This window comes from Kitasatospora sp. NPDC002543 (assembly GCF_053594915.1).
Window position 1 is genome coordinate 1 of sequence record NZ_JBSFWR010000113.1, and the last position, 26,267, is coordinate 26,267.

Annotated in this window: 27 protein-coding genes; 5 read left to right on the forward strand and 22 right to left on the reverse strand. The window is 73.2% G+C overall.

The features are described from left to right. Nucleotides 1-84 precede the first annotated feature (84 nt). The 7 genes from argH to ACWD4P_RS32420 form a co-directional block, all read right to left on the reverse strand. Nucleotides 85-1,509 (reverse strand): argininosuccinate lyase, encoded by a 1,425-nt coding sequence (gene argH / locus ACWD4P_RS32390; protein WP_449782112.1) that lies wholly within the window; start codon nucleotides 1,507-1,509, stop codon nucleotides 85-87. 126 nt (nucleotides 1,510-1,635) lie between these two features. Next, nucleotides 1,636-2,184: an arginine repressor gene (locus tag ACWD4P_RS32395; RefSeq protein WP_359824233.1), complete on the reverse strand. Its 549-nt coding sequence runs from the start codon at nucleotides 2,182-2,184 to the stop codon at nucleotides 1,636-1,638. A gap of 23 nt (nucleotides 2,185-2,207) precedes the next feature. Further along, nucleotides 2,208-3,467, reverse strand: a complete 1,260-nt coding sequence (locus ACWD4P_RS32400; protein ID WP_359824231.1) for an acetylornithine transaminase — start codon at nucleotides 3,465-3,467, stop codon at nucleotides 2,208-2,210. Then, the gene (gene argB, locus ACWD4P_RS32405; protein WP_449782120.1) at nucleotides 3,464-4,339 is read right to left on the reverse strand and encodes an acetylglutamate kinase; all 876 of its coding nucleotides are present in this window, start codon (nucleotides 4,337-4,339) and stop codon (nucleotides 3,464-3,466) included. Before argB ends, ACWD4P_RS32400 begins: the two co-directional genes overlap by 4 nt. Nucleotides 4,340-4,536: 197 nt before the next feature. Next, nucleotides 4,537-5,709, reverse strand: a complete 1,173-nt coding sequence (gene argJ / locus ACWD4P_RS32410) for a bifunctional glutamate N-acetyltransferase/amino-acid acetyltransferase ArgJ (protein ID WP_359824229.1) — start codon at nucleotides 5,707-5,709, stop codon at nucleotides 4,537-4,539. Beyond that, complete coding sequence (gene argC, locus ACWD4P_RS32415; protein WP_359824227.1) at nucleotides 5,706-6,734, reverse strand: N-acetyl-gamma-glutamyl-phosphate reductase; 1,029 nt, start codon at nucleotides 6,732-6,734, stop codon at nucleotides 5,706-5,708. Before argC ends, argJ begins: the two co-directional genes overlap by 4 nt. 94 nt (nucleotides 6,735-6,828) lie before the next feature. Continuing rightward, nucleotides 6,829-8,040: a methyltransferase gene (locus tag ACWD4P_RS32420; RefSeq protein ID WP_449782113.1), complete on the reverse strand. Its 1,212-nt coding sequence runs from the start codon at nucleotides 8,038-8,040 to the stop codon at nucleotides 6,829-6,831. A gap of 81 nt (nucleotides 8,041-8,121) precedes the next feature. Here ACWD4P_RS32420 and ACWD4P_RS32425 point away from each other — a divergent pair, with 81 nt between their 5' ends. Together ACWD4P_RS32425 and ACWD4P_RS32430 are read left to right on the forward strand one after the other, a co-directional pair. Next, nucleotides 8,122-8,526 (forward strand): VOC family protein, encoded by a 405-nt coding sequence (locus tag ACWD4P_RS32425; protein ID WP_359824222.1) that lies wholly within the window; start codon nucleotides 8,122-8,124, stop codon nucleotides 8,524-8,526. A 38-nt stretch (nucleotides 8,527-8,564) separates the two neighbouring features. Then, nucleotides 8,565-8,939, forward strand: coding sequence for an RNA-binding S4 domain-containing protein (locus ACWD4P_RS32430; RefSeq protein ID WP_359824219.1), 375 nt, complete (start codon nucleotides 8,565-8,567; stop codon nucleotides 8,937-8,939). A 14-nt stretch (nucleotides 8,940-8,953) separates the two neighbouring features. Here the strand turns inward: ACWD4P_RS32430 and ACWD4P_RS32435 are convergent, their stop codons facing one another. The 3 genes from ACWD4P_RS32435 to ACWD4P_RS32445 all read right to left on the reverse strand — a co-directional run bounded on the left by ACWD4P_RS32435 (nucleotide 8,954) and on the right by ACWD4P_RS32445 (nucleotide 11,071). Beyond that, nucleotides 8,954-9,460 carry an FBP domain-containing protein gene (locus ACWD4P_RS32435; RefSeq protein ID WP_359824216.1) on the reverse strand — a complete coding sequence of 169 codons (507 nt, stop codon included), beginning with the start codon at nucleotides 9,458-9,460 and terminating at the stop codon, nucleotides 8,954-8,956. 44 nt (nucleotides 9,461-9,504) lie between these two features. Further along, nucleotides 9,505-10,059: an HD domain-containing protein gene (locus ACWD4P_RS32440; protein ID WP_449782114.1), complete on the reverse strand. Its 555-nt coding sequence runs from the start codon at nucleotides 10,057-10,059 to the stop codon at nucleotides 9,505-9,507. 127 nt (nucleotides 10,060-10,186) lie between these two features. Beyond that, nucleotides 10,187-11,071 (reverse strand): SAM-dependent methyltransferase, encoded by an 885-nt coding sequence (locus ACWD4P_RS32445; protein ID WP_359824210.1) that lies wholly within the window; start codon nucleotides 11,069-11,071, stop codon nucleotides 10,187-10,189. 209 nt (nucleotides 11,072-11,280) lie between these two features. Between ACWD4P_RS32445 and ACWD4P_RS32450 the strand changes: the two genes are divergently transcribed. Beyond that, nucleotides 11,281-12,186 (forward strand): polysaccharide deacetylase family protein, encoded by a 906-nt coding sequence (locus tag ACWD4P_RS32450; RefSeq protein ID WP_449782115.1) that lies wholly within the window; start codon nucleotides 11,281-11,283, stop codon nucleotides 12,184-12,186. Nucleotides 12,187-12,216: 30 nt separating this feature from the next. On the opposite strand, the gene ACWD4P_RS32455 is transcribed toward ACWD4P_RS32450, so the two are convergent. Then, nucleotides 12,217-13,035, reverse strand: coding sequence for an SDR family NAD(P)-dependent oxidoreductase (locus ACWD4P_RS32455; protein ID WP_359824205.1), 819 nt, complete (start codon nucleotides 13,033-13,035; stop codon nucleotides 12,217-12,219). Between the two features lie 304 nt (nucleotides 13,036-13,339). Here ACWD4P_RS32455 and ACWD4P_RS32460 point away from each other — a divergent pair, with 304 nt between their 5' ends. Beyond that, nucleotides 13,340-14,209, forward strand: a complete 870-nt coding sequence (locus ACWD4P_RS32460; RefSeq protein WP_359824203.1) for a 3-hydroxybutyryl-CoA dehydrogenase — start codon at nucleotides 13,340-13,342, stop codon at nucleotides 14,207-14,209. Nucleotides 14,210-14,338: 129 nt separating this feature from the next. Here ACWD4P_RS32460 and ACWD4P_RS32465 read toward each other — a convergent pair whose 3' ends face one another. The 11 genes from ACWD4P_RS32465 to infC all read right to left on the reverse strand — a co-directional run bounded on the left by ACWD4P_RS32465 (nucleotide 14,339) and on the right by infC (nucleotide 25,308). Further along, nucleotides 14,339-15,181 (reverse strand): chitosanase, encoded by an 843-nt coding sequence (locus ACWD4P_RS32465; RefSeq protein ID WP_449782116.1) that lies wholly within the window; start codon nucleotides 15,179-15,181, stop codon nucleotides 14,339-14,341. Between the two features lie 154 nt (nucleotides 15,182-15,335). Beyond that, complete coding sequence (locus ACWD4P_RS32470; protein ID WP_449782117.1) at nucleotides 15,336-16,298, reverse strand: hypothetical protein; 963 nt, start codon at nucleotides 16,296-16,298, stop codon at nucleotides 15,336-15,338. After that, entirely contained in the window at nucleotides 16,295-17,221 is a 927-nt protein-coding gene (locus tag ACWD4P_RS32475; protein WP_359824197.1) for an ABC transporter ATP-binding protein, read from the reverse strand. The genes ACWD4P_RS32470 and ACWD4P_RS32475 overlap by 4 nt, the downstream gene beginning before the upstream one ends. After that, nucleotides 17,221-17,658: a GntR family transcriptional regulator gene (locus tag ACWD4P_RS32480; protein WP_449782118.1), complete on the reverse strand. Its 438-nt coding sequence runs from the start codon at nucleotides 17,656-17,658 to the stop codon at nucleotides 17,221-17,223. Before ACWD4P_RS32480 ends, ACWD4P_RS32475 begins: the two co-directional genes overlap by 1 nt. A gap of 120 nt (nucleotides 17,659-17,778) precedes the next feature. Then, the gene (gene pheT, locus ACWD4P_RS32485; protein WP_359824193.1) at nucleotides 17,779-20,280 is read right to left on the reverse strand and encodes a phenylalanine--tRNA ligase subunit beta; all 2,502 of its coding nucleotides are present in this window, start codon (nucleotides 20,278-20,280) and stop codon (nucleotides 17,779-17,781) included. Next, nucleotides 20,280-21,401, reverse strand: coding sequence for a phenylalanine--tRNA ligase subunit alpha (gene pheS / locus ACWD4P_RS32490; protein ID WP_359824190.1), 1,122 nt, complete (start codon nucleotides 21,399-21,401; stop codon nucleotides 20,280-20,282). Before pheS ends, pheT begins: the two co-directional genes overlap by 1 nt. Before the next feature lie 127 nt (nucleotides 21,402-21,528). Continuing rightward, on the reverse strand, nucleotides 21,529-22,632 hold the full coding sequence (locus tag ACWD4P_RS32495) for an ATP-binding protein (RefSeq protein WP_449782119.1): 1,104 nt from the start codon (nucleotides 22,630-22,632) through the stop codon (nucleotides 21,529-21,531). A 117-nt stretch (nucleotides 22,633-22,749) separates the two neighbouring features. Next, complete coding sequence (locus tag ACWD4P_RS32500) at nucleotides 22,750-23,616, reverse strand: TrmH family RNA methyltransferase (RefSeq protein ID WP_359824185.1); 867 nt, start codon at nucleotides 23,614-23,616, stop codon at nucleotides 22,750-22,752. 99 nt (nucleotides 23,617-23,715) lie between these two features. Then, nucleotides 23,716-24,111 carry a 50S ribosomal protein L20 gene (rplT, locus tag ACWD4P_RS32505; protein WP_030055649.1) on the reverse strand — a complete coding sequence of 132 codons (396 nt, stop codon included), beginning with the start codon at nucleotides 24,109-24,111 and terminating at the stop codon, nucleotides 23,716-23,718. Between the two features lie 109 nt (nucleotides 24,112-24,220). After that, a complete protein-coding gene (rpmI, locus tag ACWD4P_RS32510) occupies nucleotides 24,221-24,415 on the reverse strand; it encodes a 50S ribosomal protein L35 (protein WP_030055648.1) in 195 nt (64 codons plus the stop codon). Nucleotides 24,416-24,558: 143 nt separating this feature from the next. Continuing rightward, complete coding sequence (gene infC / locus ACWD4P_RS32515; protein ID WP_359824237.1) at nucleotides 24,559-25,308, reverse strand: translation initiation factor IF-3; 750 nt, start codon at nucleotides 25,306-25,308, stop codon at nucleotides 24,559-24,561. A 464-nt stretch (nucleotides 25,309-25,772) separates the two neighbouring features. Between infC and ACWD4P_RS32520 the strand changes: the two genes are divergently transcribed. Further along, complete coding sequence (locus tag ACWD4P_RS32520; protein ID WP_359824182.1) at nucleotides 25,773-26,150, forward strand: DUF1844 domain-containing protein; 378 nt, start codon at nucleotides 25,773-25,775, stop codon at nucleotides 26,148-26,150. The last annotated feature ends 117 nt before the right edge of the window (nucleotides 26,151-26,267 follow it).

Here is a 26,267-nt window from a genome sequence, read left to right on the forward strand (position 1 = left end):
GGCGCGCGGGTCGGCCCGCCGCCCCCCGCCCGCGCCGCGCCGGGGATCGATCCCCGGCGCGGCGGCCGACCGCCCCGTCGGGGATCAGCCCCGGGCCCACTCCTGCTGCCGCGCCAGGTCCGCCTTCACCTCGGCGAGCTGGACCGCGACCGCCGAGGGGGCCGTTCCGCCGCGCCCGTCGCGGGCGGCGATGGCGCCGTGGACGCTGAGCACCGAGCGCACCTCGGGCGTCAGGTGCCCGGAGATCGCGGCGAACTGCTCGTCCGTCAGGTCGGACAGCTCGATGCCCTCGGCCTCGCAGACCTTGACGCAGGCGCCGGCCACCTCGTGCGCGACCCGGAACGGCACGCCCTGCTTGACCAGCCACTCGGCGATGTCGGTGGCGAGCGAGAAGCCGGCCGGGGCGAGCTCCTCCAGCCGCTCCCGGTGCACGGTGAGGGTGGCCATCATCCCGGTGAACGCGGGCAGCAGCACCTCCAGCGTGTCGCAGGAGTCGAAGACGGGCTCCTTGTCCTCCTGGAGGTCCCGGTTGTAGGCGAGCGGCAGGGCCTTGAGGGTGGCCAGCAGGCCGGTCAGGTTGCCGATCAGCCGGCCGGACTTGCCGCGGGCGAGCTCGGCGATGTCCGGGTTCTTCTTCTGCGGCATGATCGAGGAGCCGGTGGAGAAGGCGTCGTGCAGCGTGATGAAGCCGAACTCCTTGGTGTTCCAGATGATCACCTCCTCCGCGATCCGGGAGAGGTTGATGCCGATCATCGCGGTCACGAAGGCGAACTCGGCGACGAAGTCGCGCGAGGCGGTGCCGTCGATGGAGTTGCCGGCCGAGCCGCCCTCGAAGCCGAGGTCGGCGGCGACGGCCTGCGGGTCGAGGCCGAGCGAGGAGCCGGCCAGCGCGCCGGAGCCGTACGGCGAGACGGCGGTGCGGGCGTCCCACTGGCGCAGCCGCTCGGCGTCCCGGCCGAGGGCCTGCACGTGCGCGAGGACGTGGTGGGCGAAGAGCACCGGCTGGGCGTGCTGGAGGTGGGTGCGGCCGGGCATCGCGGTGTCCGGGTGCGCCTCGGCGAGGCCGACCAGGGCCTGCTGGAGGTCGAGCAGCAGGCCGCCGATGGTCTTCGCGTGGTCCCGCAGGTACATCCGGAACAGGGTGGCGATCTGGTCGTTGCGCGAGCGCCCGGCCCGCAGCTTGCCGCCGAGGTCGGGGCCGAGGCGCTCCAGCAGCCCGCGCTCCAGGGCGGTGTGCACGTCCTCGTCGGCGACCGTCCCGGTGAAGGTGCCCGCCTCGACGTCGGCGAGCAGCCGGTCCAGGCCGGCCAGCATGCCGGCCAGTTCCTCGTCGGAGAGCAGCCCGGCCTTGTGCAGGACCCGGGCGTGGGCCTTGGAGCCGGCGATGTCGTACGGCGCGAGGCGCCAGTCGAAGTGGACCGAGGCCGAGAGCCTGGCCAGCGCCTCGGACGGGCCGTCGGCGAAGCGCGCGCCCCAGAGGCGGACGTCGGAGGACTGCTCGGCGGTCATCGCGGTGGCTCCTTCATGCATGTGCAGTGGATGGCATAAGTATGCACGACGACGTATGAAAAACAAACCCCGGCCGGACGGTCTCCGTCGGCCGGGGTTTCTCCGGGGATCGAGCCCCGCGAGGCGCTACTGCGCCTTCGCCTGGGCGAGTTGCATGAGGTGGTCGGCGAGCGCCTGGCCGCCGGCCGGGTCCCGGCTGATCAGCAGCACGGTGTCGTCGCCGGCGATGGTGCCGATGATCTCGAACACCTCCGCCTGGTCGATCGCCGAGGCCAGGAACTGGGCGGCGCCCGGCGGGGTGCGCAGCACCACCAGGTTGCCGGAGGCCGTCGCGGAGACCATGAGCTCGCCGGCCAGCCGGGCCATCCGGCCCTCGCTGGCCGACTCCCCCATCGGCGCGCGCGGCGTGCGGTCGCCGCCCTCGGCCGGGACGGCGTAGATCAGCGCGCCGTCCCGGTTGCGGATCTTGACCGCGCCCAGCTCGTCCAGGTCCCGGGAGAGGGTGGCCTGGGTGACCACGAGTCCGTCGTCGGCGAGCAGCTTGGCGAGCTGGCTCTGCGAGCGCACGGGCTGGCGGGTGAGCAGGTCCACGATCCGCCGGTGGCGCGCGGTGCGGGTCTGCGGGACCTGCGACGTCGGGCCGGCGGCGGACGAACCTGAGTGGGAAGCGGTCATGTGGTTATTCTCCCGGACGACGGTCAACTCGCATCGGCCGGGGCGCTCTCGCGCACCGTCCGGAGGATGCCCGGCAGCGCCGCCAGGAAGGCGTCCGCCTCCTGCTCGGTCAGCACCAGCGGCGGGGCCAGCCGGACGGTGTCCGGGACGGCCGCGTTGACCAGGAAGCCCGCCTCCTGCGCGGCGGCCTGGACCTTCGCCGAGACCGGCTCGGTGAGCACGATGCCGAGCAGCAGGCCCTCCCCGCGCACGTGCGAGACCAGCGGGTCGCCGAGCGCCTCGACGCCGTGCCGCAGCCGCTCGCCCAGCTTGCGGACGTGCTCCAGCAGGCCCTCGGACTCGATGGTGTCCAGCACCGCGAGACCGGCCGCGGCGGCCACCGGGTTGCCGCCGAAGGTGGTGCCGTGCTGGCCCGGGGTGAGCAGGTCGGCGGCCGGCCCGAAGGCGAGCACCGCGCCCATCGGCAGGCCCCCGCCGAGCGCCTTGGCCAGGGTGACCACGTCCGGCTCGACGCCCTCGTACGCCTGGTGGGCGAACCAGTGGCCGGTGCGGCCGACGCCGGTCTGGATCTCGTCCAGGACCAGCAGGGTGCCGGTGGCCCGGGTGATCTCCCGGGCCGCCGTGAGGTAGCCCTCGGGCAGCGGGATCGCGCCGTTCTCGCCCTGGACCGGCTCCAGGAAGACGGCCGCGGTCTCGGTGGTGACGGCCGCGCGCAGGGCCTCGACGTCGCCGAACGGGACGTGGGTGACGTCGCCGGGCAGCGGGCGGAACGGGTCCTGCTTGGCGGGCTGGCCGGTGAGCGCGAGGGCGCCCATGGTGCGCCCGTGGAAGGCGCCCTGGAGGGCGACCAGATGGGTGCGGCCGGTCCGCCGGCTGATCTTGAAGGCGGCCTCGTTGGCCTCGGCGCCGGAGTTGCAGAAGAACACCCGGCCGCCCGGGCGGCCGTCCAGCCGCAGCAGCCGCTCGGCGAGGGCGATGGTGGGCTCGGCCATGAAGAGGTTGGAGACGTGGCCGAGGGTGGCGATCTGCCGGCTCACCGCCTCGACGACGGCCGGGTGGGCGGTGCCCAGGGCGTTGACCGCGATGCCGCCGAGCAGGTCGGTGTACTCCTTGCCGTCGGCGTCCCAGAGCTTGCTGCCCTCGCCGCGCACCAGCGGGATGCGGGGGGTGCCGTAGTTGTCGGTGAAGGAGTGCTGCCAGCGCTCGGCGAGCTGCTCGTTGTGCGTCGTGCCGGTCGTACCGGTTCCGCCAGTGGTTCCAGTGGTGCCAGTGGTGCCAGTCACGCCAGTCCCCCGGTCACGGTCGGTTCGTCGTCCGGCACGACCATCGTGCCGATGCCCTCGTCGGTGAAGATCTCCAGCAGCAGGCTGTGCTGGACCCGGCCGTCCAGGACGCGGGCGGTGCCCACGCCGGAGCGGACGGCCCGCAGGCAGCCCTCCATCTTGGGGAGCATGCCGCTGGCCAGGCCGGGCAGCAGCTCCTGCAGCTCGCTCGCGGTGAGCTGGCTGATCACGTCGTCGGAGTTCGGCCAGTCCTTGTAGAGGCCCTCGACGTCGGTGAGGACGACGAGCATCTCGGCGCCGAGCGCGGCCGCGAGAGCGGAGGCGGCGGTGTCGGCGTTGATGTTGTAGACATGGCCGTCGGTGCCCCGGGCGATCGAGGAGATCACCGGGATGCGGCCGTCGGCGATCATCGCCTTCACCGCGCCGGCCTCGATGTTGACGATGTCGCCGACCAGGCCGATGTCGACCTGCTCGCCGTCCACCACCGCGTAGCGCTTGACCGCCGTCATGGTGTGGGCGTCCTCGCCGGTCATGCCGACCGCGAACGGGCCGTGCTCGTTGAGCAGGCCGACCAGTTCGCGCTGCACCTGGCCGGCCAGCACCATCCGGACCACGTCCATGGTCTCCGGGGTGGTGACCCGCAGGCCGTTGGTGAAGCTCGACTCCAGGCCCAGCTTCTCCAGTTGGGCGCTGATCTGCGGGCCGCCGCCGTGCACCACGACGGGGTGCAGGCCGGCGTAGCGCAGGAAGACGACGTCCTGGGCGAAGGCGGCCTTGAGGCTCTCGTCCACCATGGCGTTGCCGCCGAACTTGATCACGACGGTCTTGCCGTGGAAGCGCTCCAGCCACGGCAGCGCCTCGATCAGCGTCATGGCCTTGGGCAACGCGGTGTTGTTGCGGGCCTGTTCGCCCTTGGGTGCGATCTGCACGGGATTCCCTCGTCGATGGGGGTCCCCCGGCCGCAGGCCGGGGGGTATCGCGGATCGGATGGCGCGGATCCGACATCGCGGATCGGGTGTCGCGGATCGGGGTTTCGCCGCTCGGGGTGCCGCGGACGAAACGGCGCCGATCAGGTCGAGTAGGCGCTGTTCTCGTGGACGTAGTCGGCCGTCAGGTCGTTGGTCCACAGCGTGGCGCCCGCCGTTCCGGCGTTGAGGTGCGCGGTGATGACGACCTCACGGCCCTTCATGTCCACCAGGTCGCGGTCCTCGCCCACGCCGCCGGACTTGCAGACCCAGACACCGTTGATGGCGACGTCCAGCTCGTCCGGGTCGAAGGCGGCGGAGGTGGTGCCGATCGCGGCCAGCACCCGGCCCCAGTTGGGGTCCTCGCCGTGGATGGCGCACTTGAGCAGGTTGTTGCGGCTGATCGTCCGGGCGACCTCGACCGCCTCGTCCTCGTCGGCCGCGCCGGTGACGTCGATCCGGATCTCCTTGCTCGCGCCCTCCGCGTCGCCGATCAACTGGCGGGCCAGGTCGGCGCTGACCGTGCGGACGGCCTCGGCGAACTCGGCCTGCTCCGGGGCGATGCCGGAGGCGGCGGAGGCGAGCAGCAGCACGGTGTCGTTGGTCGACATGCAGCCGTCGGAGTCGATCCGGTCGAAGGTGGTGCGGGTGGCGCCGCGCAGCGCGGCGTCCAGGGCGGCGCTGTCCAGGTCGGCGTCGGTGGTGAGGACGACCAGCATGGTGGCGAGGCTCGGGGCGAGCATGCCCGCGCCCTTGGCCATGCCGCCGACCGTCCAGCCCGCCGGGCTGGTGTACTCGGCGGTCTTGTGCACGGTGTCGGTGGTCTTGATGGCGATCGCGGCGGCCTCGCCGCCGTCCTCGCCGAGCTCGCCCGCGGCCAGGGCGACCCCGGGCAGCAGGATGTCCATCGGCAGCCGTACGCCGATCAGGCCGGTGGAGGCGACGGCGACCTCGCCCGCGTTCAGGCCCAGCTCGGCGGCGACCTTCTCCGCGGTGGCGTGGGTGTCCTGGAAGCCGAGCGGGCCGGTGCAGGCGTTGGCGCCACCGGAGTTGAGGACGACGGCGGAGACCCGGCCGCCCTTGAGGACCTGCTCGGACCAGAGCACCGGCGCGGCCTTGACCCGGTTGGCGGTGAAGACGCCGGCCGCGGCGAGCGCGGGGCCGTCGTTGACCACCAGTGCGAGGTCGGGGGTGCCGGAGGCCTTGATGCCCGCGGTCACACCGGCGGCCCGGAAGCCCTTGGCGGCGGTCACTCCGACGTTCGTGCTCTTGCTCACGGTGCGACTCCGTTCACGGGAAGGCCGAGCTCCTCGGGAAGTCCGAGGGCGAGGTTCATGCTCTGCACCGCGCCGCCGGCGGTGCCCTTGACCAGGTTGTCGATCGCGCTGATCGCGATGATCCGCCCGGCGGCGGCGTCCAGGGCGACCTGGACCAGAGCGGTGTTGGCGCCGTAGACGCTGCTGGTCTGCGGCCACTGGCCCTCGGGCAGCAGGTGGACGAAGGGCTCGTCCGCGAACGCCTCGGTGTAGGCGGCGCGCAGGCTCTGGGCCGTCACCCCCGGCCGGGCCTTGGCCGAGCAGGTGGCGAGGATGCCGCGCGGCATCGGGACGAGGGTGGGGGTGAAGGAGACGGTGACGGGCTCGCCGGCGAGCGGGCTGAGGTTCTGCGCCATCTCCGGAGTGTGCCGGTGGACGCCGCCGACGCCGTACGGGCTGACGTTGCCCATCACCTCGCTGCCCAGCAGGTGCGGCTTGGCGGCCTTGCCGGCGCCGGAGGTGCCGGAGGCGGCGACCACCACGGCCTCCGGCTCGGCGAGCCGCGCGGCGTACGCGGGGAACAGCGCCAGGGAGACGGCCGTCGGGTAGCAGCCGGGTACGGCGATCCGGTTGCTGCCCTTCAGCGCGGCGCGGTGGCCGGGGAGTTCGGGCAGGCCGTAGGGCCAGGTGCCGGCGTGCGCGGAGCCGTAGAACTGCTCCCAGTCGGTGGCCGCCTTGAGCCGGAAGTCGGCGCCGCAGTCGATGACCAGGACGTTCGGGCCGAGTTCCTCGGCGACGGCGGCGGACTGGCCGTGCGGCAGCGCCAGGAACACCACGTCGTGGTCGGCCAGCACCTCGGGGGTGGTGGGCTGGAGGACGCGGTCGGCGAGCGGGAGCAGGTGCGGCTGGAGCTCGCCCAGTCTGGTCCCCGCGTTCGAGCCGCCGGTCAGCGCCCCGATCTCCATCTCCGGGTGGCCGAGCAGCAGGCGCAGCACCTCACCGCCCGCGTAACCGCTCGCGCCGGCGACGGCGACTCGCAATGCCATGGCGTTCCTCCTTCGTCTTGGCATGAATATACGCGTGAAGGAAAAGTCATGCAAGGAGTTTGCGCCGGAACCCCGGTCGGACGAGCCGTGCCGGTCAGCGCTTGACGGCCCGCAGCACCACGAACTTGGGGTTCCCGGCGACGAGTTGGCAGTTGCCGAAGAGACGGCGCAGCTTGACGTGGTAGCCGAGGTGGCGGTTGCCGACCACCCAGAGTTCCCCGCCGGGCCGCAGCGCCCGCTTGGCACCGGTGAACATCCGCCAGGAGGTGGCGTCGGTGGTGGCCTGGTGGGAGTGGAACGGCGGGTTGTTGAGCACCAGGTCCACCGAACCGGCCGCGACCACGTCCGCGGCCAGGGCGTCGGCGGCCAGGAACTCGGCCGGGGCGTCCGGACCCAGGTTGGCGCGGAAGGTCTCCTCGGCGGAGGCCACCGCCTGGTGCGACTCGTCCACGAACACCAGCTCGGCGCCGGGCCCGGCCAGCGCGGCGGCCGTACCGACCACGCCGTTGCCGCAGCCGAGGTCCACCACCCGGGCGCCGGGGGCCGGGACGGGCAGGTGGGCGAGCAGGAAGCGGGTGCCGATGTCGAGCCGGTCCGCGCAGAAGGTGCCCGCGTGGTTGACGACGGTCCGGCCGGAGACCGGGCCGACGTCCGGGGGCAGCGCGTAGCGGTGCGGCCACGGATTGGGGCCGGGGTCGAGCGACCGGTCCGGGGTGCAGAGGATCAGCCGGGCCTTGCGGACGGCCAGCGAGGTGCGGGTGGGGCCGAGGATCCGCTCGAAGAGCCGGAGCGTGGAGGTGTGGATCTCGGTGACCATGCCGGTGCCGATCACCACGGTGCCCTCGTGGACGGCGGGGGCGAGCCGGTGCAGCTGGTCCTCCAGCAGGGCCAGGCTCTTGGGGACGCGCACCAGCAGGACGTCGATCCGCTCCGGCGGGGCGTCCTGGGTGGTGAGCAGCCGGACCCCGTCGACGGTGGCGCCGGCCCGGGCCAGGTTGGCCAGGGTGGCCTGCCGGCCGAGGTGGGAGTCGCTGATCTGGACCGGCCGGTACTCGGCGAGCGCGGTGGTGAGCGCGCCCCAGCGGTCACCGAGGACGACGACCGTGCGGCCGGCCGGATCCGTCGCGGCGCCGGCCGCGCTGTCGGCCTCGCCCGCGAGGTGTCGCAGCAGGTAGTCGTCGGCGGCGTCCCAGGCCCGCAGCCGCTCGCGCGGGTCCACGGGGAAGCGGGTGAGCTCGAAGGTGCCCCACGGGGTGGCGAAGGAGGTGTCCGGCGGGGTCGCGGCGGGCGTGGTCTGGGGATTCATCGTGTTCTCAGGCTATCCGAAGGCTCCCGGCGGCGGTTACGGACGGATACTGGAAGAGCCCGACCGAGAGGGGTGAGGGCGATGGAGTGGAAACTCGAAGTCGTGGTGGTCCCGGTGTCCGACGTGGACCGCTCGAAGCTCTTCTACGAGGAGCAGGCCGGGTTCACCGTCGACCATGACACCCTGCTGCGGGACGGGACCCGGGTCGTCCAGCTGACGCCCCCCGGCTCGCCCTGCTCCATCGTCGTGGGCACGGGGGTGATCGACGCCCCGCCCGGCTCGGTCAAGGGCCTCCAACTGGTGGTGCCCGACATCGAGAGGGCGCACGCCGAACTGCGGGCGCGGGGCGTACAGGTCAGCCCGGTCCAGCACTTCGTGGCGGGCGGCCGGGTGGACGGGCACGGCGAGGCGTGGAACAACTTCGTGTTCTTCAACGACCCGGACGGGAACGGCTGGGCGGTCCAGGAGGCGCCGCGCGCCGCGTAGCGCGGACCGCCCTCCCCGGCCTTGGGTAGGCTCCGAGGATGGCTGAACACGAGGGAAGCGTGCGGGTGGACAGCTGGATCTGGTCGGTCCGGCTGGTCAAGACGCGCGCGCTGGCGGCGGCCGCCTGCCGGGCCGGGCACGTCAAGGTGAACGGCGAGCGGGCCAAGCCCGCCCAGGCGCTCAAGCCCGGGGACGAGGTGCGGGTCCGCGAGGAGGGCCACGAACGGGTCGTGGTGGTGCGGCAGCTGATCCGCAAGCGGGTCGGCGCCGTCGCCGCCGCGGAGTGCCTGGTCGACAACAGCCCGCCGCGGCCGCCGCGCGAGTTCGTCGCGGCGGCCGGGACCCGGGACCGCGGGGCCGGGCGGCCGACCAAGCGGGAGCGCCGCGAGCTGGACCAGCTGCGCGGCCACTGAGAGCCGCCGGCCCGTTACGCGTCCGCGGTGGCGAGCACCTTGGCGAGGAACTCGCCGAGGTGCTGCACCGTGCGGTCGATCTGCAGCTCCACCGGCAGCGACTCGTTGGGCCGGGTGACCAGCGTGGACTTCTTCAGCCCGCGCAGGTACAGCGAGCAGGCGAGGTCGGCGCAGATGTACGTGCCGACCGTGTTGCCCTCGCGCCCGGCCGCGCCGGCCCGGCGGGCGGCCAGCAGCGCGACCCCCGACCCCGCGTGCGCGGTGACGCACAGCGAGCACACGTTGGTCTTGGTCAGGCTGCGCCGGATCACCGGCGAGCGCAGCGTCACGCCGACGAGCTCCCCCTCGTACGGGGCCACCAGGTACGCCCGGTCGGGCGCGCCCTGGTCCCGCCAGCCGAGGAAGTCCAGGTGCTCCCAGGGCAGTTCGGCCAGACCCCGGGGCAGGTTGAGCCGGCGGGCCTCGCCCTTGGAGCAGTTGACGAAGGACGCGCGGATCTCGTTCTCACTCAGGGGTTCCATGCCGCGGAAGCTAGCACCGGCCCGCCCGCCGTGTCGCGTGGATTTCACCCGGTCCGTACCGGATGGGCGGCCTGGAGGGCGAGCCGGCGCGGGGCGTCCTCGCCGATCCGGGTGAGCAGGTCGTCCAGGGCGAGGAAGGCCTCCCAGCGCTCCCGTCCGCCGGCGGCGGCGAGGCGGTCGACCACCAGGTCCTCCAGGTCCTGGACCCGCTTGTTCTTCCACGCCTTGTCGGCCAGGCTGACCAGCAGTGACTCGACGGTGACGCCGGGTCCGCCCCAGCTCGCGTGGGAGCGGGCGAAGCCGGCGAGGCGCTCGGGAACGCCGTGGGCGAGCAGCAGGGCTTGGCCGGCGGGCTCGTGCAGGGAGCCGGGGGCGGAGAGCTCCTCGGGGTGGACGGTCTTGCCGATGTCGTGGGTGGCGGCGCCGTACAGGACGGCCTCACGGTCGAAGGCCAGGCCCTCGCGGGCGCAGAATCCGGCGATCTCCCCGGCCACCTCGTGCACCAGCGCGAGGTGGGCGACCAGGCGGGGCGGGGCGTCCAGGGCGTGCAGCAGGGCGGCGACGTCGGCGGGCAGCGGCGGCAGGGCGGTGGTGGTCACGCCGCAGGGTAGCCGAGGCGCTGAGGGCCTGTCAGTGGTGGTCCGTAGGCTGCGACGGTCCGGTCCCGGCGCAGGAGGGAGGCGCCGGGGCCGGACCGGACGGCGGGAGGGAACAGCGGGCCGGGGGCTACTTCTTGAAGGCGACGCCGGCGTACGCCGAGACGTCCTGCCAGCCCTCGGGGAGTTCGGTGGTGGGCACGTGGCCCGCGGCCGGGCGCCAGAGCGGGAGCTGGACGAGCCCGGGCCCGGCGAACTCGAAGTCGCCGAAGAAGGGTTCGACACCGGCGCGCGGGCGTAGGACGAGCGGGGCGCTGGCGCTGCGGTAGACGCGGGTGCCCTCGGCGGCGCTCTCGCGGGAGGCGAAGTCGGGGCTGCCGTGGGAGAGGATCAGCGCGCTGCCGGGGGCGAGCGCGTCGCGCAGCGTCCGGACGATGCGCTGCGCACCGTCCTCGTCGCGGATGAAGTGCAGGACGGCGACCAGCATCAGCGCGACCGGCCGGGAGAGGTCGACGGCGCCGGCCAGCCCGGGGTGGTCGAGGATCGAGGCCGGGTCGCGCAGGTCGGCCTCGATCACCGAGGTGTGCCCGGCGGGGTGGCTCGCCAGCAGGGCGCGGGCGTGGGTGGCGACGATCGGGTCGTTGTCCACGTACACCACCCGGGCCTCCGGGGCGACCCGCTGGGCGACCTCGCTGGTGGAGCCGACGGCCGGGATGCCGGTGCCGATGTCGACGAACTGGCGCACGCCGCGGCTCGCGACGAACTCCACGGCGCGGCCGAGGAACTGCCGGTTGGTGCGCGCCAGCAGCGGCAGCGCGGGGTAGGCGGATATCGCGGCCTGGGCGGCCTTGCGGTCGGCCTCGAAGTTGTCCTTGCCGCCGAGGTAGTAGTCGTACATCCGGGCGGTGTGCGGGACGCCGGTGTCCAGCTCGCTCGGCGGCTGCCAGTCGTCGGCTCTGGCCCAGTCCCAGTCGGTGTCGACGCTCCGGCCGCCCGTCGTGCTGTCCTCGTACATCCTGTCCGCCCCCAATGCGCACTGCCGGAAGTTCGGCTACCGCCCGTCTACACGCGGTGCGCGGTGATCGTATCCAAGGACACGCCGAGGAAACAGCGGGAGTTCAGGTTTACGCAACAGTCGGTGACCGATTGTGTGCACGTCAAGGTCGGTCCGGGCCGCTCCGCCCGGATCGCCCGCCGGTGCGGTCCTCTCTATGCTGGCTGCCGATGACTGCCGACCGCCGCGCCGTGCTGCGCACCACCGCCCGACTCGCCGCCCTCGCCGCCACCGGCGGTCTGCTCACCGCCTGCGGCACCGGAACGCTCCGCCGGGCCGACCCGGGGGCGCTCGCCGCGCACCCCGGCACCGTGGACCCGCTGCACACCACCGACCCGGCCTGGAGCGGCGGCGAGGGCCCGGCCTCCGCCGCGCCCGCCGCCCCGGCGGAACCCCGGCCGGACGAGGAGCCGACCCCCGCGGCGGCCGCCGTCACCCCGCCGGCCCCGCCCGTCCTGCCGCCGCTCGCGCCCGGCACCCCGGCCGAGGTCGCGTACGGGCCGCGCACCGGGAAGAACGTGGCGCTCACCGTCCACGGCAGCGGCGACCCGAAGCTGGCCACGGCCCTGCTGGAGGCCGCCGAGCAGCGCGGCGCCATGCTGACCGTGATGGTCGTCGGCAGCTGGCTCGACCAGCAGCCGCAGATGGCCCGGCGGATCCTGGACGGCGGCCACGAGCTGGGCAACCACACCCAGAACCACCTCAACATCTCGGCCATGACCCCGGACCAGGCACGCGCCGAGATCGCCCAGTGCGCGGAGCGCCTGCAGCGGCTCACCGGCTCGATCGGCCGCTGGTTCCGCCCCTCCGCCGCCCAGTACGCCACGCCGATGGTGCGCGAGCAGGCCAAGGCGGTCGGGTACGAGCACGTGCTGTCCTTCGACGTCGACCCGCGCGACTACAACGACCCCTCGGCCGCCGAGCTGCAGCGCCGGGTGCTGAACTCGGTGCGCGGCGGCTCGGTGGTGGCGCTGCACATGGGGCACCAGTGCACGGTGGACGCGCTGCCCGCCATCCTGGACGGTCTGGCCAAGGCCGGGCTCACGCCGGTGACCGCCAGCCGGCTCTGCGCCTGAGCGCCGGCCCGCGACCCCCCCCCCCCCCGGTCAGACCATCGGGTCGTCGTCCTTGTACGGGCGCAGCCGCAGCGTACGGGCGTCCGCGGCCCGGATCGCCTCGGCCCGGTTGACCAGCTCCTCCAGGTCGTCCCGGCCCGCGTGGACGAACCTCCCGTGCAGCCCGTCGAAGCGGCCGCGGGCGGCGTCCACGGTGACGGCGACCATGTACGGGATGGAGCCCCAGTCCGTGGTGTCCCGGAACATCGGCATCCCGGCCGTCATGTCGGTGGCCACCGCGCCCGGGCTGATGTCGAGGACCACGACGCCGTTGCGGGCGAGCGAGTCCGCCATGTTGTCGGAGAGCTGGAGCAGCGCGCCCTTGGAGGTGGCGTACGCGGTGTAGTTGCCGTCCGGGCGCAGCGCGAAGCCGGAGTTGAGGTTGACCACCCGGCCGCGCCGGCGGGCGACCATGCCGGGCAGCACGCAGCGCAGCAGGTTGTAGGGGCCGCGCAGGTTGGTCTCGATCACCTGCCACCACTGGTTGGCGTCGGTCTCCCAGAGCGGCACCTCGGCGCGGTCGACCAGTCCGGCGTTGTTGATCAGCAGGTCGATCGGCCCGAGGTCGCGCTCGACCACCCGGACCGCCTCGCGCACCGAGCCGGGGCGGGTGACGTCGGCGGTCACGGCGACGCCCCGGGAGCCGCGTTTGACGCACTCCTTGAGGGTGTCGGTCAGCGTCTCGTGGGTGCGGCCGACCAGGCCGACGGACATCCCCTCGGCGGCCAGGCCGATGGCGAGCTCCCGGCCGATGCCCCGGCCCGCGCCGGTGATCAGGGCGACCTGTCCTGCGAGCGATCCCGTCGACACGCTGTGCTCCCTTCACGCCCCCGGTCCGGTCCGCTGCACCCCCGGCCCCCGTCTGCGGCATTCTGTCGGCCGCCGGGCGCGGAGGGCCCCGGGCACACGGAGCCGGGGTCGCCGCCTCACTCGTTCGGGTGAGTCCAGGCGGTGGCACCCTGCCGGGGAGGGGGTGACCTACTGGCCGGTACGGAGTAGTAACGTCGTCGGGGCGGTGACTGGTGCACCCATTCCGGCACACCGGCCCGTCGTCCAGCAGCTCGCTGGGCCACCCGTAGCTGGGCGACCCCCAGCACCGTCGAAGGGCAACTGAGTGAGTGACATCGCGCGCGTCGGAGTGATCGGCTGCGGCCTGATGGGGTCGGGCATCGCCGAGGTCTTCGCCCGGGCCGGGCTGGACGTCCTGGTGTCGGAGGCCAGCGGCGAGGCGCTGGAGTTCGGCCGCACCCGGCTGACCAACTCCCTGGACACGGCGGTCAAGCGGGGCAAGCTGACCCCCGAGCAGCGGGACGAGGCGCTGGCCCGGCTGTCGTTCACGGTCGAGCTGTCCGACTTCGCCGACCGCGACCTGGTGGTCGAGGCGGTCGCCGAGCGCGAGGACATCAAGGTCAAGATCTTCGAGACCCTGGACCGGGTGGTCGAGCGCCGTGACGCGATCCTCGCGTCCAACACCTCCTCGATCCCGATCGTGAAGCTGGCCGCCGCCACCAGCCGCCCGGAGCAGGTGATCGGCCTGCACTTCTTCAACCCGGCGCCGGTGCAGAAGCTGGTCGAGGTCATCCCGACCCTCACCACCTCGGCGACCACCACCGAGCGGGTCGAGGCCTTCGCCTCCCAGGTGCTCGCCAAGGAGCCGATCCGCGCCCGCGACCGGGCCGGCTTCGTGGTCAACGCGCTGCTGGTGCCGTACCTGCTGTCCGCGGTGCGGATGTTCGAGTCGGGTGTGGCCACCGCCTCCGACATCGACAAGGGCATGGAGGCCGGCTGCGCCCACCCGATGGGCCCGCTGCGGCTGTGCGACCTGATCGGCCTGGACACCATCGTCTCGATCGCCGAGTCGATGTACGACGAGTACAAGGAGCCGCTGTACGCCGCTCCCCCGCTGCTCTCCCGGATGGTCGACGCGGGCCTGCTGGGCCGCAAGTCCGGCCGCGGCTTCTACGACTACACCGCGAGCGCCTGACCCGGCCGGGGCGTCCGGACGGCGGCGTCCGAACGTGACGCCGGACGGCGGCGCCCCGGACCGCGACGCCGGACGCGGGGGCCCGGCGGCTGTGATCCGGCCGCCGGGCCCCCGCCGTCCGCCGGTGCGTCAGCTGTTGATCGCGTAGCTGTCGCCGTAGACCTTCCACTTCAGCGGCGGGTTGAGGTCGAAGTTCTTGGCGTTCAGGAAGACCAGCTGCTCGGTGTCGACCCGGCTGGTGTCCGAGTGCGCCTCCTCCTTCTTCATGACCACCTTGCGGGCGTCCAGGAAGGCCTTGAGGTAGGTGGCCTCGTCGCCGCCCTGGGCGGGGGTCTTGGCCTTCTTCAGGGCGGCGGCGCGGATGCCGCCGAAGCTGTCGGAGCTGGTGCCCGGGCCGTGCATGACGATGGCGTCGTAGTAGGCGAACTGGCCGAGCGCGCGCAGGCCGTCGCTCTTGGCCTGGTTGACGGCCGGGTTGAAGTACACCCGGTCGCGCTCGTCGTTCTGGGCCTGCTGGAAGACGCCGTCCTTGGCCGCGGTGGCCCAGTCCTTCTCGAACGCGGAGCCGAGGCCCGCGTGCGAGTCGCTGCCGTTGACCTTCTTCAGGGCCGGCAGGTACTTGGCCAGGACGTTGCCGGGCTTGAGGTCGGTGTAGTGCTGGACCAGCTCCAGCATGTCGCCGGTGCCGGAACAGAAGCCGATGATCCCGGCGGTGTAGCCGCGGCCGTCCTTGATGTCCTCGATGTACTTGTACTGGGCCTTCCAGTCCAGCGACGAGTTCTCCGCGCTGGACACCAGCTGCATCGCGATGTCCTTCTTGTGCGGGTCGTCCAGCCCGACCCCCTTGAGCTGGACGGCGGCGGCCCGCGCCGGGGCCGCCTGGGCCGCCGCGGTGGCCGCGACCGTGAGGGGCGCGGCCACCAGGGCGGCGGCGAGGGCGATGCGGAGGGCACGACGGGGCTGAGGGCGCATGGGAGCTCCGATTCCTCGTGGGTTAGGAAACTTTCCTAACAAGAAGAAGGAAAGCCCCGAACCCGCGCTCCCGCAAGGGTTTTGACACAACCGCTTCAAGCCATCCTGGAAACCGCAGGTCGCGGCGGCGCACCGGACAGCTCCGGACGCCCGGTCAGAACGCCCGGCGCCGCACCCACCAGACCGCCGCCGCGCAGGCCGCGACGCCCAGCGCCGCCATCCAGCCGAGCTCGATGAACTGGAACTGCCAGAAGCGGTCCGCCGGCTGGTACATCTCGTGGGCGGTGTAGCCGCCGTCCCGCAGCAGGGACTGGAGCCGGCCGTAGTCGCCGAGCCCGTAGAACGAGCCCGTGGTGATCCGGTTCCCGGCCGGGTCCGAGAACCAGACCTCGCCGATCCAGCGGTCGTCGACCGCCATCGCCCGCATCGAGTGCGCCGCCGCCTCCAGCGGCTGCCGGTAGTGGAACCGGAGGGACTCGGCGACCACCGGCAGCGCCACCGAGACGGCCAACCCGACGCCCACCGCGGCCACCGTGCGGCGCAGCACCGCGCCGGCCAGCGCGGCCGCGCCGAAGGTCAGCAGGACCCGGCCGACCAGCGCCGGCCAGGTCTGCTCGAAGATGCTCGGGCTGAACCGGCCGTCCAGGAGCAGCAGCGGGGCGCTCCACCAGCGCAGCAGCAGGCCGACCAGCAGGGCGACGACCGCCAGCACCCCGCCGGTCAGCACCAGCGAGCCGGCCGTCCAGCGCGCGCGACCGGCCCCCTGGGTCCACACGAAGCGGACCGTCCCCTGCTCGAACTCCCGTGCCAGCAGAGGGCCGCCGACGAAGGCGCCGAAGCTGCCGCCGAGCACCTGGAGCACCATGACGACGGGCTGCATCGAGGTGCCGTAGCCGTGCAGGAACTGCTTGAGCCGCTCGTGACAGGCGTCGGCGCCCCGGTCGCAGACGGCGGCACCGGTCCGGTCCAGGCCGTCGTGCACGTACCAGCCGTGGACCAGCAGCGCGAGCGCGAGCGCGGCCGTCACCACCAGCAGGGTCAGCAGCGCCGGCCGGTGGCGCAGCCCGGCAGCCCGCAGCACGGCGGAGCGGGGCGGCGCGAGGGTCGTGGAGCTCACGGCAGCAGCACCTTCTCGTTCGGGCGGACGGCCCCGCGCGGGCCGGGGAGGGCGGAGGCGGTCGGCTCGCGCAGGTAGGCGAGCACCAACTCGGCCAGTCCGACGCGCTGTTGACGCCAGCTGTCGGGGGCCGGGGCGTCCACGCCGCCGGTGCGCACCAGGAGGTGGGACTGGGCGCCGGCCCGGCGGTCGCGGACCACCGGCAGCCGACCGGCGAGCCCCTCGGCCTCGGCGGTCGGGCCGGTGAGCATCCGGTGCCCGGCCAGCAGGTCGTCCACCTCCCCCGCCATCTGGACCCGCCCGCCGCCGAGCACCACCAGGTAGTCGCAGCTCTGCTCCAGCTCGCTGACGGCGTGCGAGGAGAACACCGCCGAGAGCCCGTCCTCGACCACCGCGGTCAGCAGCACGGCCATGAAGTCGTGCCGCGCGAGCGGGTCGAGGGCGGCCAACGGCTCGTCCAGCAGCAGGAGTTCGGGGCGTTTGGCGAGCGCGAGAGCCAGCGACACCTGGGCCTGCTGGCCGCCGGAGAGCCGACCGTACCTGCGGTCCAGCGGGATGCCGAGGCCGTCCAGGTGGGTACGGGCCCGGGCCTCGTCCCAGCGGCGGTTGAGGTGGCGGCCCATCGCCAGCAGGTCGCGCACCGGCAGGCCGGGGTAGAGCGCGGCGTTCTGGGCGACGAAGCCGATCCGGTCCAAGGCCCGCGGGGAGCCGGGCAGTTGGTCGCCCAGGACGGTCAGCGCGCCCTCGCTGGGCAGGGTCAGCCCGGCGGCCAGGCTGAGCAGCGTGGTCTTGCCCGCGCCGTTCGGGCCGACCAGGGCCACCACGTGGCCGGCGGGCAGGGCGAGCCGGCAGTCCCTCAGGGCCCAGGAGCGGCGGTAGCGCTTGCCGAGCCCGGCGCAGTCGATCACCGTGTCCGCGGCCATCAGGCCACCACCCCTTCCCGGCCTTCACGCAGGTCGCGCAGCGCGTCCTCGAACACCGCGGCCATCCCCTCCTCGTCCAGCCCGGCGGTCCGCGCCGAGCGCATCCAGTCCAGCAGCCCCCGGCGCAGCGCGGCCCGTTCGCGCAGCGGCACCACCCCGGGGGGCAGGCCCCGCACGAAAGTGCCCTGGCCCCGGCGGCCGGCGGCGAGGCCGCGGTGTTCCAGCTCGCGGTACGCCTTGAGCACCGTGTTCGGGTTGATCGCCAGGTCGGCCACCACCTCGCGCACCCGGGGCAGCCGGTCCCCCTCGGTCAACCAGCCCATCCGCAGCGCCTGTTCGACCTGCTGCACGAGCTGCAGGTAGGTCGGGACACCGGAGGCCGGGTCCAGGCGGAACTCGATCGGGGAGGGCTGGTCGGCATCTTTATCTACTTCCATAGGTAAAGAGATAAACGATGGACTGACGAGCAGTCAAGCCGGAAAGGGGAACGGGAAACGGAAGAGGGCCCCGCCCCGGACTCGTGGTCCGGGACGGGGCCCTCCTCGGGCGCTGTCGCGTCAGGCGCCGCGCAGCACCGCGCCGGTGCGGGCGACGGCCTCGGCAACGGCCGCCTCGCGGGCGGCGGTGGCCTCGTCGGCGGTCAGGGTGCGGTCGACCGCGCGGAAGCGCAGCGCGTACGCCAGCGACTTCTTGCCCTCGCCGACCTGCTCGCCGGTGAAGACGTCGAACAGCCGGATGGCCTCCAGCAGTTCGCCCGCGCCGGAGCGCAGCGCGGCCTCGACCTCGGCGGCCGGGACGGCGGTGTCGACGATCAGCGCGACGTCCTGGGTCGCCACCGGGAAGCCGGAGACGGTCGGGCCGCCGACCCGCTCGGCGCCGTCGGCGGTGAGCAGGTCGACGTCGATCTCCATCGCGGCGGTACGGGCCGGCAGCCCGAGCGCCTTGACCACCCGCGGGTGCAGCTCACCGGCGTGGCCGACCACCCGGTCGGTGCCGGCCACCAGCAGCTCCGCGCAGCGGCCCGGGTGCCACGGCGCCAGCCGGCCCTGACGGACGGTCAGCTCGATGCCGGCCGCGCGGGCCACCGTGCGGGCCGCCTCGACGGCGTCCGCCCAGGAGGCCTGGGCGCCCTTGCCCCACCAGCCCGACGGCAGCCGCTCGCCCGCGAGGGCGACGGCGATCCGGCGCGGCTGGTCCGGCAGCGCGGCGTCCAGCGCGGCCAGCTCCTCGTCGCTGGGCCGGCGGTCGACCGACGGGCGCGGGGCGACGCTCAGCTCGTCCTTGGGCAGGAAGACCGTGCCGGTCTCGAAGACCGCCAGGTCGGTGTTGCCCCGGCCGACGTTGCGGCGCAGCGCGCCGAGCAGGCCCGGCAGCAGCGTGGTGCGCAGCGCCGGCTCCTCGTCGTTCAGCGGGTTGACCAGCTTCACCGTGCGGCGGCGCCGGTCGTCCGCCTCCAGGCCGAGCGCCTCGAAGGCGGCCTCGCCGAGGAACGGGTAGTTGTTGACCTCGACGTAGCCGGCCCCGGCCAGCGCGACGCCGATCCGGCGGTTCACCCGCTGGGCCTCGGTCAGCCCCTTGCCCGGAGGAACGTTCGGCAGCCGGACGGGGACGTTGTCGTACCCCTCCAGCCGGATGACCTCCTCGGCGAGGTCGTACGGGTCGGTGAGGTCGGGGCGCCAGGTCGGCGGGGTGACCTCCAGGACGTCGGCCCCGGAGACCGAGCAGCCGATCTCCTGCAGGCGCCGGGTGACGGTCTCGCGGCCGTACCCGGTGCCGGCCACCCGGTCGGGCAGGTCGGCGGCGATGGTGATGGTGCGCACCGGGCGCGGGGCCGCGATGTCGGTGACCCCGGCCTCGGCGGTGCCGCCGGCGATCAGGACCAGCAGGTCGACGGCGCGCTGCGCGGCGGCGCGGGTGGCCTCCGGGTCGACGCCGCGCTCGAAGCGCTTGGACGCCTCGGAGGGCAGCTTGTGCCGCTTGGCGCTGCGGGCGATGGCGACCGCGTCGAAGTGCGCCGCCTCGATGATCACCTCGGTGGTGCCCGGGCCGGCGGCCGGGTCGAGGATCTCGGTGGAGGCGCCGCCCATCACGCCGGCCAGGCCGATCGGGCCGCTGTTGTCGCAGATCAGCAGGTCCTCGGCGGAGAGCTCGCGCTCGACCCCGTCGAGGGTGGTGAGGACCTCGCCCTGCTCCGCCCGGCGGACCGTGATCGGGCCGTTCACGCGCTGCTTGTCGTAGGCGTGCAGCGGCTGGCCGACCTCCAGCATCACGTAGTTGGTGATGTCGACGGTCAGCGAGATCGGGCGGATGCCCGACTTCTGCAGCCGGCGCTGGAGCCAGATCGGGGACTTCGCGGTCGGGTCGAGGCCGATGACCGTACGGGCCACGAAGCGGTCGCAGCCGGCCGGGTCGTTGACCTTCACCAGGTAGCCGAAGGAGTTCGCCGGCGGCACGTCGAGCAGCGCCGGGTCGGCCAGCGGCAGCCCGTACGCGGCGGCGGCCTCGCGGGCCACGCCGCGCATGGACAGGCAGTAGCCGCGGTCCGGGGTGACGGCGATGTCGAGCACCTCGTCGACGAGCTGGAGCAGCTCGATGGCGTCGGTGCCGGGCTCGTACTCCGGCGGGAGCACGATGATGCCGTTGTGCTCGTCGCCCATGCCCAGCTCGCGGGCGGAGCAGATCATGCCGGCCGAGGTCTGGCCGTAGGTCTTGCGGGCCGCGATCGGGAACGGGCCGGGCAGCACGGCGCCCGGCAGCACGACCACGACCTTGTCGCCGACGGCGAAGTTGGTCGCACCACAGACGATCTCCTGCGGCTCACCGGTGCCGTTGGCGTCGCCGACGTTCACGAAGCAGTGCCGGATCGGCTTCTTGAAGCCGGTCAGCTCCTCGATGGAGAGCACCTCGCCGACCACCAGCGGGCCCTTGAGGTCCGCGCCGAGCTGCTCGACGGTCTCGACCTCCAGGCCGGCCCGGACCAGGCGCTCCGCGACGTCACGGCCGGTCTCGCCGGCCGGCAGGTCGACGTACTCGCGCAGCCAGGAAAGCGGGACGCGCATCAGATCTCCATCCCGAACGGAAGGGTGAAGCGGACGTCACCCTCGACCATGTCGCGCATGTCGGCGACGTTGTGACGATTCATCAGGATCCGCTCCAGGCCCAGGCCGAAGGCGAAGCCGCTGAAGCGGTTCGGGTCGACACCGCAGGCGACCAGCACCCGCGGGTTGACGACGCCGCAGCCGCCGAGCTCGATCCAGCCCTCGGAGGAGCAGGTCCGGCAGGGCCGGTCCGGGTTGCCGACGCTCGCACCGCGGCACACGAAGCACTGGAGGTCGATCTCCGCGCTCGGCTCGGTGAACGGGAAGTACGAGGGGCGCCAGCGCAGCTCCAGGCCGCCGCCGATCAGCTTCTCGACCAGCACCTCGATGGTGCCCTTGAGGTCGGCGAAGGTGATGCCCTCGTCCACCGCGAGGCCCTCGACCTGCCGGAAGACCGGGGTGTGGGTGGCGTCCAGCTCGTCGGTCCGGTAGACCCGGCCGGGGCAGACCACGTAGATGGGGGGCTCGCGGTCGAGCATGGTGCGGGCCTGGACCGGGGAGGTCTGGGTGCGCAGCACCACGCCGGAGTCGGCGGAGCCGTCCGGGGCCTGGACGAAGAAGGTGTCCTGCATCGAGCGGGCCGGGTGGTCCGGGCCCAGGTTGAGGGCGTCGAAGTTGAGCCACTCGGCCTCGACCTCGGGGCCCTCCGCGACCTGGTAGCCCATCGCGACGAAGGTGTCCTCGATGCGCTCGGCCATGGTGGTCAGCGGGTGCCGGGCGCCGCGCGGGGCTCGGCCGTACGGCAGCGTGACGTCCACCGCCTCCTCGACCAGCACGCGGGCGTCGCGCTCCGCCTCCAGCTCGGCCTGCCGCTTGGCGAGGGCCTGGTTGACGGCCCCGCGGGCCTGGCCGATCAGCTTTCCGGCGGCCGCCTTGGCGTGCGGGGGCAGCGCCCCGATCTCGCGATTGGCGAGCGAGAGCGCGGAGCGGTCGCCGGTGTGGGCGACCTTGGCCTGCTTCAGCTCGTCCAGGGAACCGGCGGCGGCGAACGCGGCGATCGCCTCGTCCCGCGCCTGCTCCACCACCTCGGGCTTCAGGGCCTCGACCTCGACCGGGTCGTACGACTTGTTGGGTGCCGACATCTCTATCTTTCCCGTGCTCCTGCTCGTCCGTGCTCAAGGTCTGTGGGCCAACGCCGAAGGTCGAGTGTAGTCGCAGCACGTCGCGCCGCTCGGCGCCGCTTCCCCGGTGCCCGCCCGGGCAGCGCCCCTACAGCATGAAGTCGGGCACCCCGGCGGGCAGGATGAAGCGGAACCTGGCGCCGCCGCCGGGCGCGCGGTCGACGCGGATCGAGCCGCCGTGGGCCTCCACGATGCCCTTGACGATGTAGAGGCCGAGGCCGGTGCCGCCGCGCTTGGAACCCCGCCAGAAGCGGGTGAAGACGCGCGGCATCGAGTCCTCGGGGATGCCGCCGCCTTCGTCGCTCACGGTGACCGCGGTGCCTTCCACGACGCGGGGCGGGGTGCCGTCGCGCTCCCACAGGGGTGCCTCGACGACCTCCTTGGCCGGTGCCACCTCGATCGTGACAGTTCCCTCACCGTGCCGCACGGCATTTTCCAGCAGGTTGGCGAGCACCTGGTCGACCTTGTCCGGGTCGGCCCACAGGACGGTCAGCGGCTCACCGATCCGGACGTCGAAGCGTTCCTCGGGGATGCCGGTGGCGACCTTGCGCTCGACGTGCCGACGCACCGCCGCGGCCAGGTCGACCACCTGCTTGCGCAGCTCCAGCCGGCCGGCGTCGATCCGGGAGATGTCCAGCAGTTCGGCGATCAGCCGGGTGACCCGGTCGGCGTCGGCGTCCACGGTCTCCAGCATCAGCCGCTTCTGCCCGTCGGTGAACCGCTCCCACTTGGCCAGCAGCGTCGCCGTGAAGCCCTTGACGCTCGTCAGCGGGGAGCGCAGCTCGTGCGCCACGGTGGCGATCAGCTCGGCGTGGCTGCGCTCGGTGCGGCGCCGGGCCTCGGTGCCGCGCAGGGCGATCACCAGGCGCTCCAGCGGCCCGCCGCGCGCACCGCGCACGTACCGGGCGGAGACCAGTACCTCGCGCCCTCCGGGCAGCAGCAGGTTGCGCTCCGGCTGGCGGGTGCGGATGGCCAGGCCGCCGTACGGGTCGGTCAGCTGCCACCAGCGGCGGCCGTCCAGGTCCTCCAGCGGGAGGACGTCCTCCAGCGCGCCGCCGAGCGCGGCCTGCGGGAGCACGCCGGTGAGCCGGGCCGCGGCCCGGTTGAAGCAGACCACCCGGCCCAGCGCGTCGGCGACCACCAGGCCGTCCGGCAGGTCGTCCGGGTCGAGCTCGGGCCCGCTGCCGACCATGGGTTGCCTCCCCGATTACCCACCGTGCCGTTCCCCCCACCGAGGCAGACCCTAGCGTCTCCCAGGCCCGTGCAGTAGGGCTTGCAAGGGGGTGATCCGGACGCGCCCCCGGGTGCGTCAGGCGTTCGAGCGGCAACCGCCGGGCGAACGCTGGGCGCGGGCCGAGGCGTACAGGCAGACGGCCGCCGCGGTGGCCAGGTTGAGGCTCTCCGCGTGGCCGTGGATCGGGACGCGCACGACCTCGTCGGTGAGCGCGCGGGTCTCCTCCGGAAGCCCCCACGCCTCGTTGCCGAACACCCATGCGCCGGGCGCCCCCAGGGTGCCCTCGTCCAGCTCCTGGTCCAGGTCCCGCTCCCCGGCGCCGTCGGCGGCGAGCACCCGGACGCCGGCCTCGCGCAGCCGGCCGACGGCCTCCTCGACCGGCACGCCGACCGCCACCGGCAGGTGGAACAGGCTGCCCACGGAGGCCCGGACGGCCTTCGGGTTGTAGAGGTCCACCGAGGCGTCGGTGAGCACCACGGCGTCCGCGCCGGCCGCGTCGGCGGTGCGCAGCACGGTGCCGGCGTTCCCGGGGTCGCGCACGTGGGCGAGGACCGCGACCAGCTGGGGGCGGGCCTTGAGCACCTCGGCGAACGGGGTGTCGATGAAGCGGCAGAGCGCCACGATGCCCTGCGGCGTCACCGTGTCGCAGATCTCCGCGATCACCTCGTCGGTGGCGGTCAGCACCGGCAGCCCCTCGGCCAGGGCCGCCTCCACGATGCCGGCGTGCCGCTCGGCGGCCTCCACGGTCGCGTACACCTCGACCACGGCGTGCTCGCCGGTGCCCGGCAGCCTGCCGAAGGCGACGGCCTCCCGGACGGCCTGCGGGCCCTCGGCCAGGAAGCGGCGCTCCTTGGTGCGCTGGTTGCGCTTCGCCAGCCGGCGGGCGGCGACGACGCGCGGCGAGCGCAGGGAGGTCAGCAGGGGGGTGTCGGTGCTCGGCATGGTCTCGTTACTCCGGAGGCGCTGAAGGAGGGGGAAAAGCAGGACCGGACCCGCAGGCGAGCCTGCGGGTCCGGTCAGAGCTCAACCGATCTCGAAAGATCAGGCGGCGTCGGCGGCGGCCTTCGGGGCGTTCACGTCGGCCGGCAGCGCCTTCTGGGCGACCTCGACCAGGGAGGCGAACGCACCCGGGTCGTTGACGGCCAGGTCGGCCAGCATCTTGCGGTCGATCTCGACGCTGGCGGCCTTCAGGCCCTGCACGAAGCGGTTGTAGGTGATGCCGTTGGCACGGGCCGCAGCGTTGATGCGCTGGATCCACAGCTGACGGAAGTCGCCCTTGCGCTTCTTGCGGTCGTTGAAGTTGTAGACCAGCGAGTGGGTGACCTGCTCCTTGGCCTTGCGGTACAGGCGCGAACGCTGGCCACGGTAGCCGCTGGCGCGCTCCAGGATGACCCGGCGCTTCTTGTGGGCGTTGACTGCCCGCTTGACGCGTGCCACTTGATTACTCCTTGGGTTGGACCACGGACTACTTCACGTGGTCCGTCATTCGAATGGGTCGGGAAGGATCAGCTGCCCCGCTCGCGGCTCGCGCCGGGCGGGAGGGCGATCACTTGCCGAGAAGCTTCTTGATCTTCTTGGCGTCAGCGGGGGCCAGCTCGACCGTCCCGGCCAGCTTGCGGGTCAGCGTCGAGGGCTTGTGCTCCAGGAGGTGGCGGCGGCCGGCGCGCTCGCGCAGCACCTTGCCAGAGCCACTGATCTTGAAGCGCTTGCTGGCGCCACTGTGCGTCTTCTGCTTCGGCATTTCGCCGTATCTCCTCGTCGGTCCCGTCCACGCCCGCGCGGCGGCTGCCACGCGGGCGCGAACTGGATGGATCTGCGGTGACCGGGCGGGACGCCCCGTCACCCTGTGGGCCGGTCTCCCGGGCCCTCCTGGCCGGTGAAGGCTCAGGCGCCCTGGGAGGCGGCCGGCTGCTCGACCGGAGCGTCGGCCTCGACGGCCGGCGCCTCGGCCGGGGCGTCCTGCGCCTCGGTCACGGCGTCCTCGATGGCCTCGGCCTCGATGTCCTCGACATCGACGTCGTCGACCTCGGCGTCCGCAGGGGCGTCGGAGCCGGCGGTGCGGCCCTGACGCTCGGCCTTGCGGGCGTCCGCGAGGGCGCGGGCCTCGGCCATCGCCTCGGTCTTCTTCTTGTGCGGGCCAAGGACCATGATCATGTTTCGGCCGTCCTGCTTGGGCGAGGACTCGACGAAGCCCAGGTCCTGGACGTCGTCGGCGAGCCGCTGAAGCAGACGGAAGCCCAGCTCGGGGCGGGACTGCTCACGACCGCGGAACATGATCGTGATCTTGACCTTGTCGCCCTGCTTGAGGAACCGGACGACGTGACCCTTCTTGGTGTCATAGTCGTGCGGGTCGATCTTCGGCCGGAGCTTCATCTCCTTGATGACCGTGTGCGCCTGGTTCTTGCGCGCCTCACGGGCCTTCATGGCCGACTCGTACTTGAACTTGCCGTAGTCCATGAGCTTGCACACCGGCGGCCGGGCGGTCGCCGCGACCTCGACCAGGTCGAGGTCGTACTCCTGCGCGAGCTCCAGCGCCTTGGCAAGCGGCACGATGCCGACCTGCTCGCCGCTGGGACCGACGAGTCGCACCTCGGGGACGCGAATCCGGTCGTTGATGCGGGGCTCGGTGCTGATGGGGCCTCCTCGGTTGCACCTTCTGCGATGCGGCCGTCGGACGGCGGTCGCACGTAGTGGACTCGACCACTGGGCGGGGCTTCATTCGTGCTGCGCTGTCCGGTACGTACACCGCCACACGAAAAAAGCCCCGCTCGGTACAAGCGGGGCTCCACACAACCGGGGGCTGCGCCCGGTGAGGGGCGCTGCGGCGACTCGGCGCCAGGGGCGCCCGTCGCGGACCGGGACCCGTCGACCGCGAGGCCGCTCGGGTGGGAGACTTTCGCGGTTGCCCTCTCGGGCCTCCTCAGTGGAGCCTCCACTTGCTGGCCGAGCGCCCATGCGGGATCCCGGCCGGTCAGTCTCGAAGCTTACAGCGTCGGGGGGTCGAACGCCATTCCGCCCCGGCCCACTGCCCCGTCCGCGTTCTCCGGGGCCCTTGTACGCTCCACCTGTACCCACACGGCACGAAGGAACGAGCCACCTTGAGCAGCGAGCCCACCCAGAACCCCGGCGCGGACGACGACGCGATCGGCTTCGACGACCTCACCCGCGACATCGCCGAGGTCCCGGCCGTCGAGGTGATCACCACCGTCGCGGTGCACCTGATGAGCGCCGCCGCCGTCAAGTGCGGCCTCGCCGAGGGCGGCGAGAAGGACAAGGACCTGGACGAGGCCCGCAAGCTGATCACCGCCCTGGCCGGGCTGGTCACCGCCGGCGCCCCCGAGATCAGCAACTTCCACGCCGCGCCGCTGCGGGACGGGCTGCGCTCGCTCCAGCTCGCGTTCCGCGAGGCCTCCGTCGTCCCGGACGCTCCGGGCGCCGGGCCGGGCGAGAAGTTCACCGGGCCGGTCTACTCCTGACACGTACCGCCGCCTCACGTGAGGCGGCGGGGTCGAAAGCGGCGGGACCCGGCACGCGTGTGGCGGGGTGAAGTGCTCGGTCAGGACGAGCAGGTCGGGGTTGTCCACGTCGGCGAG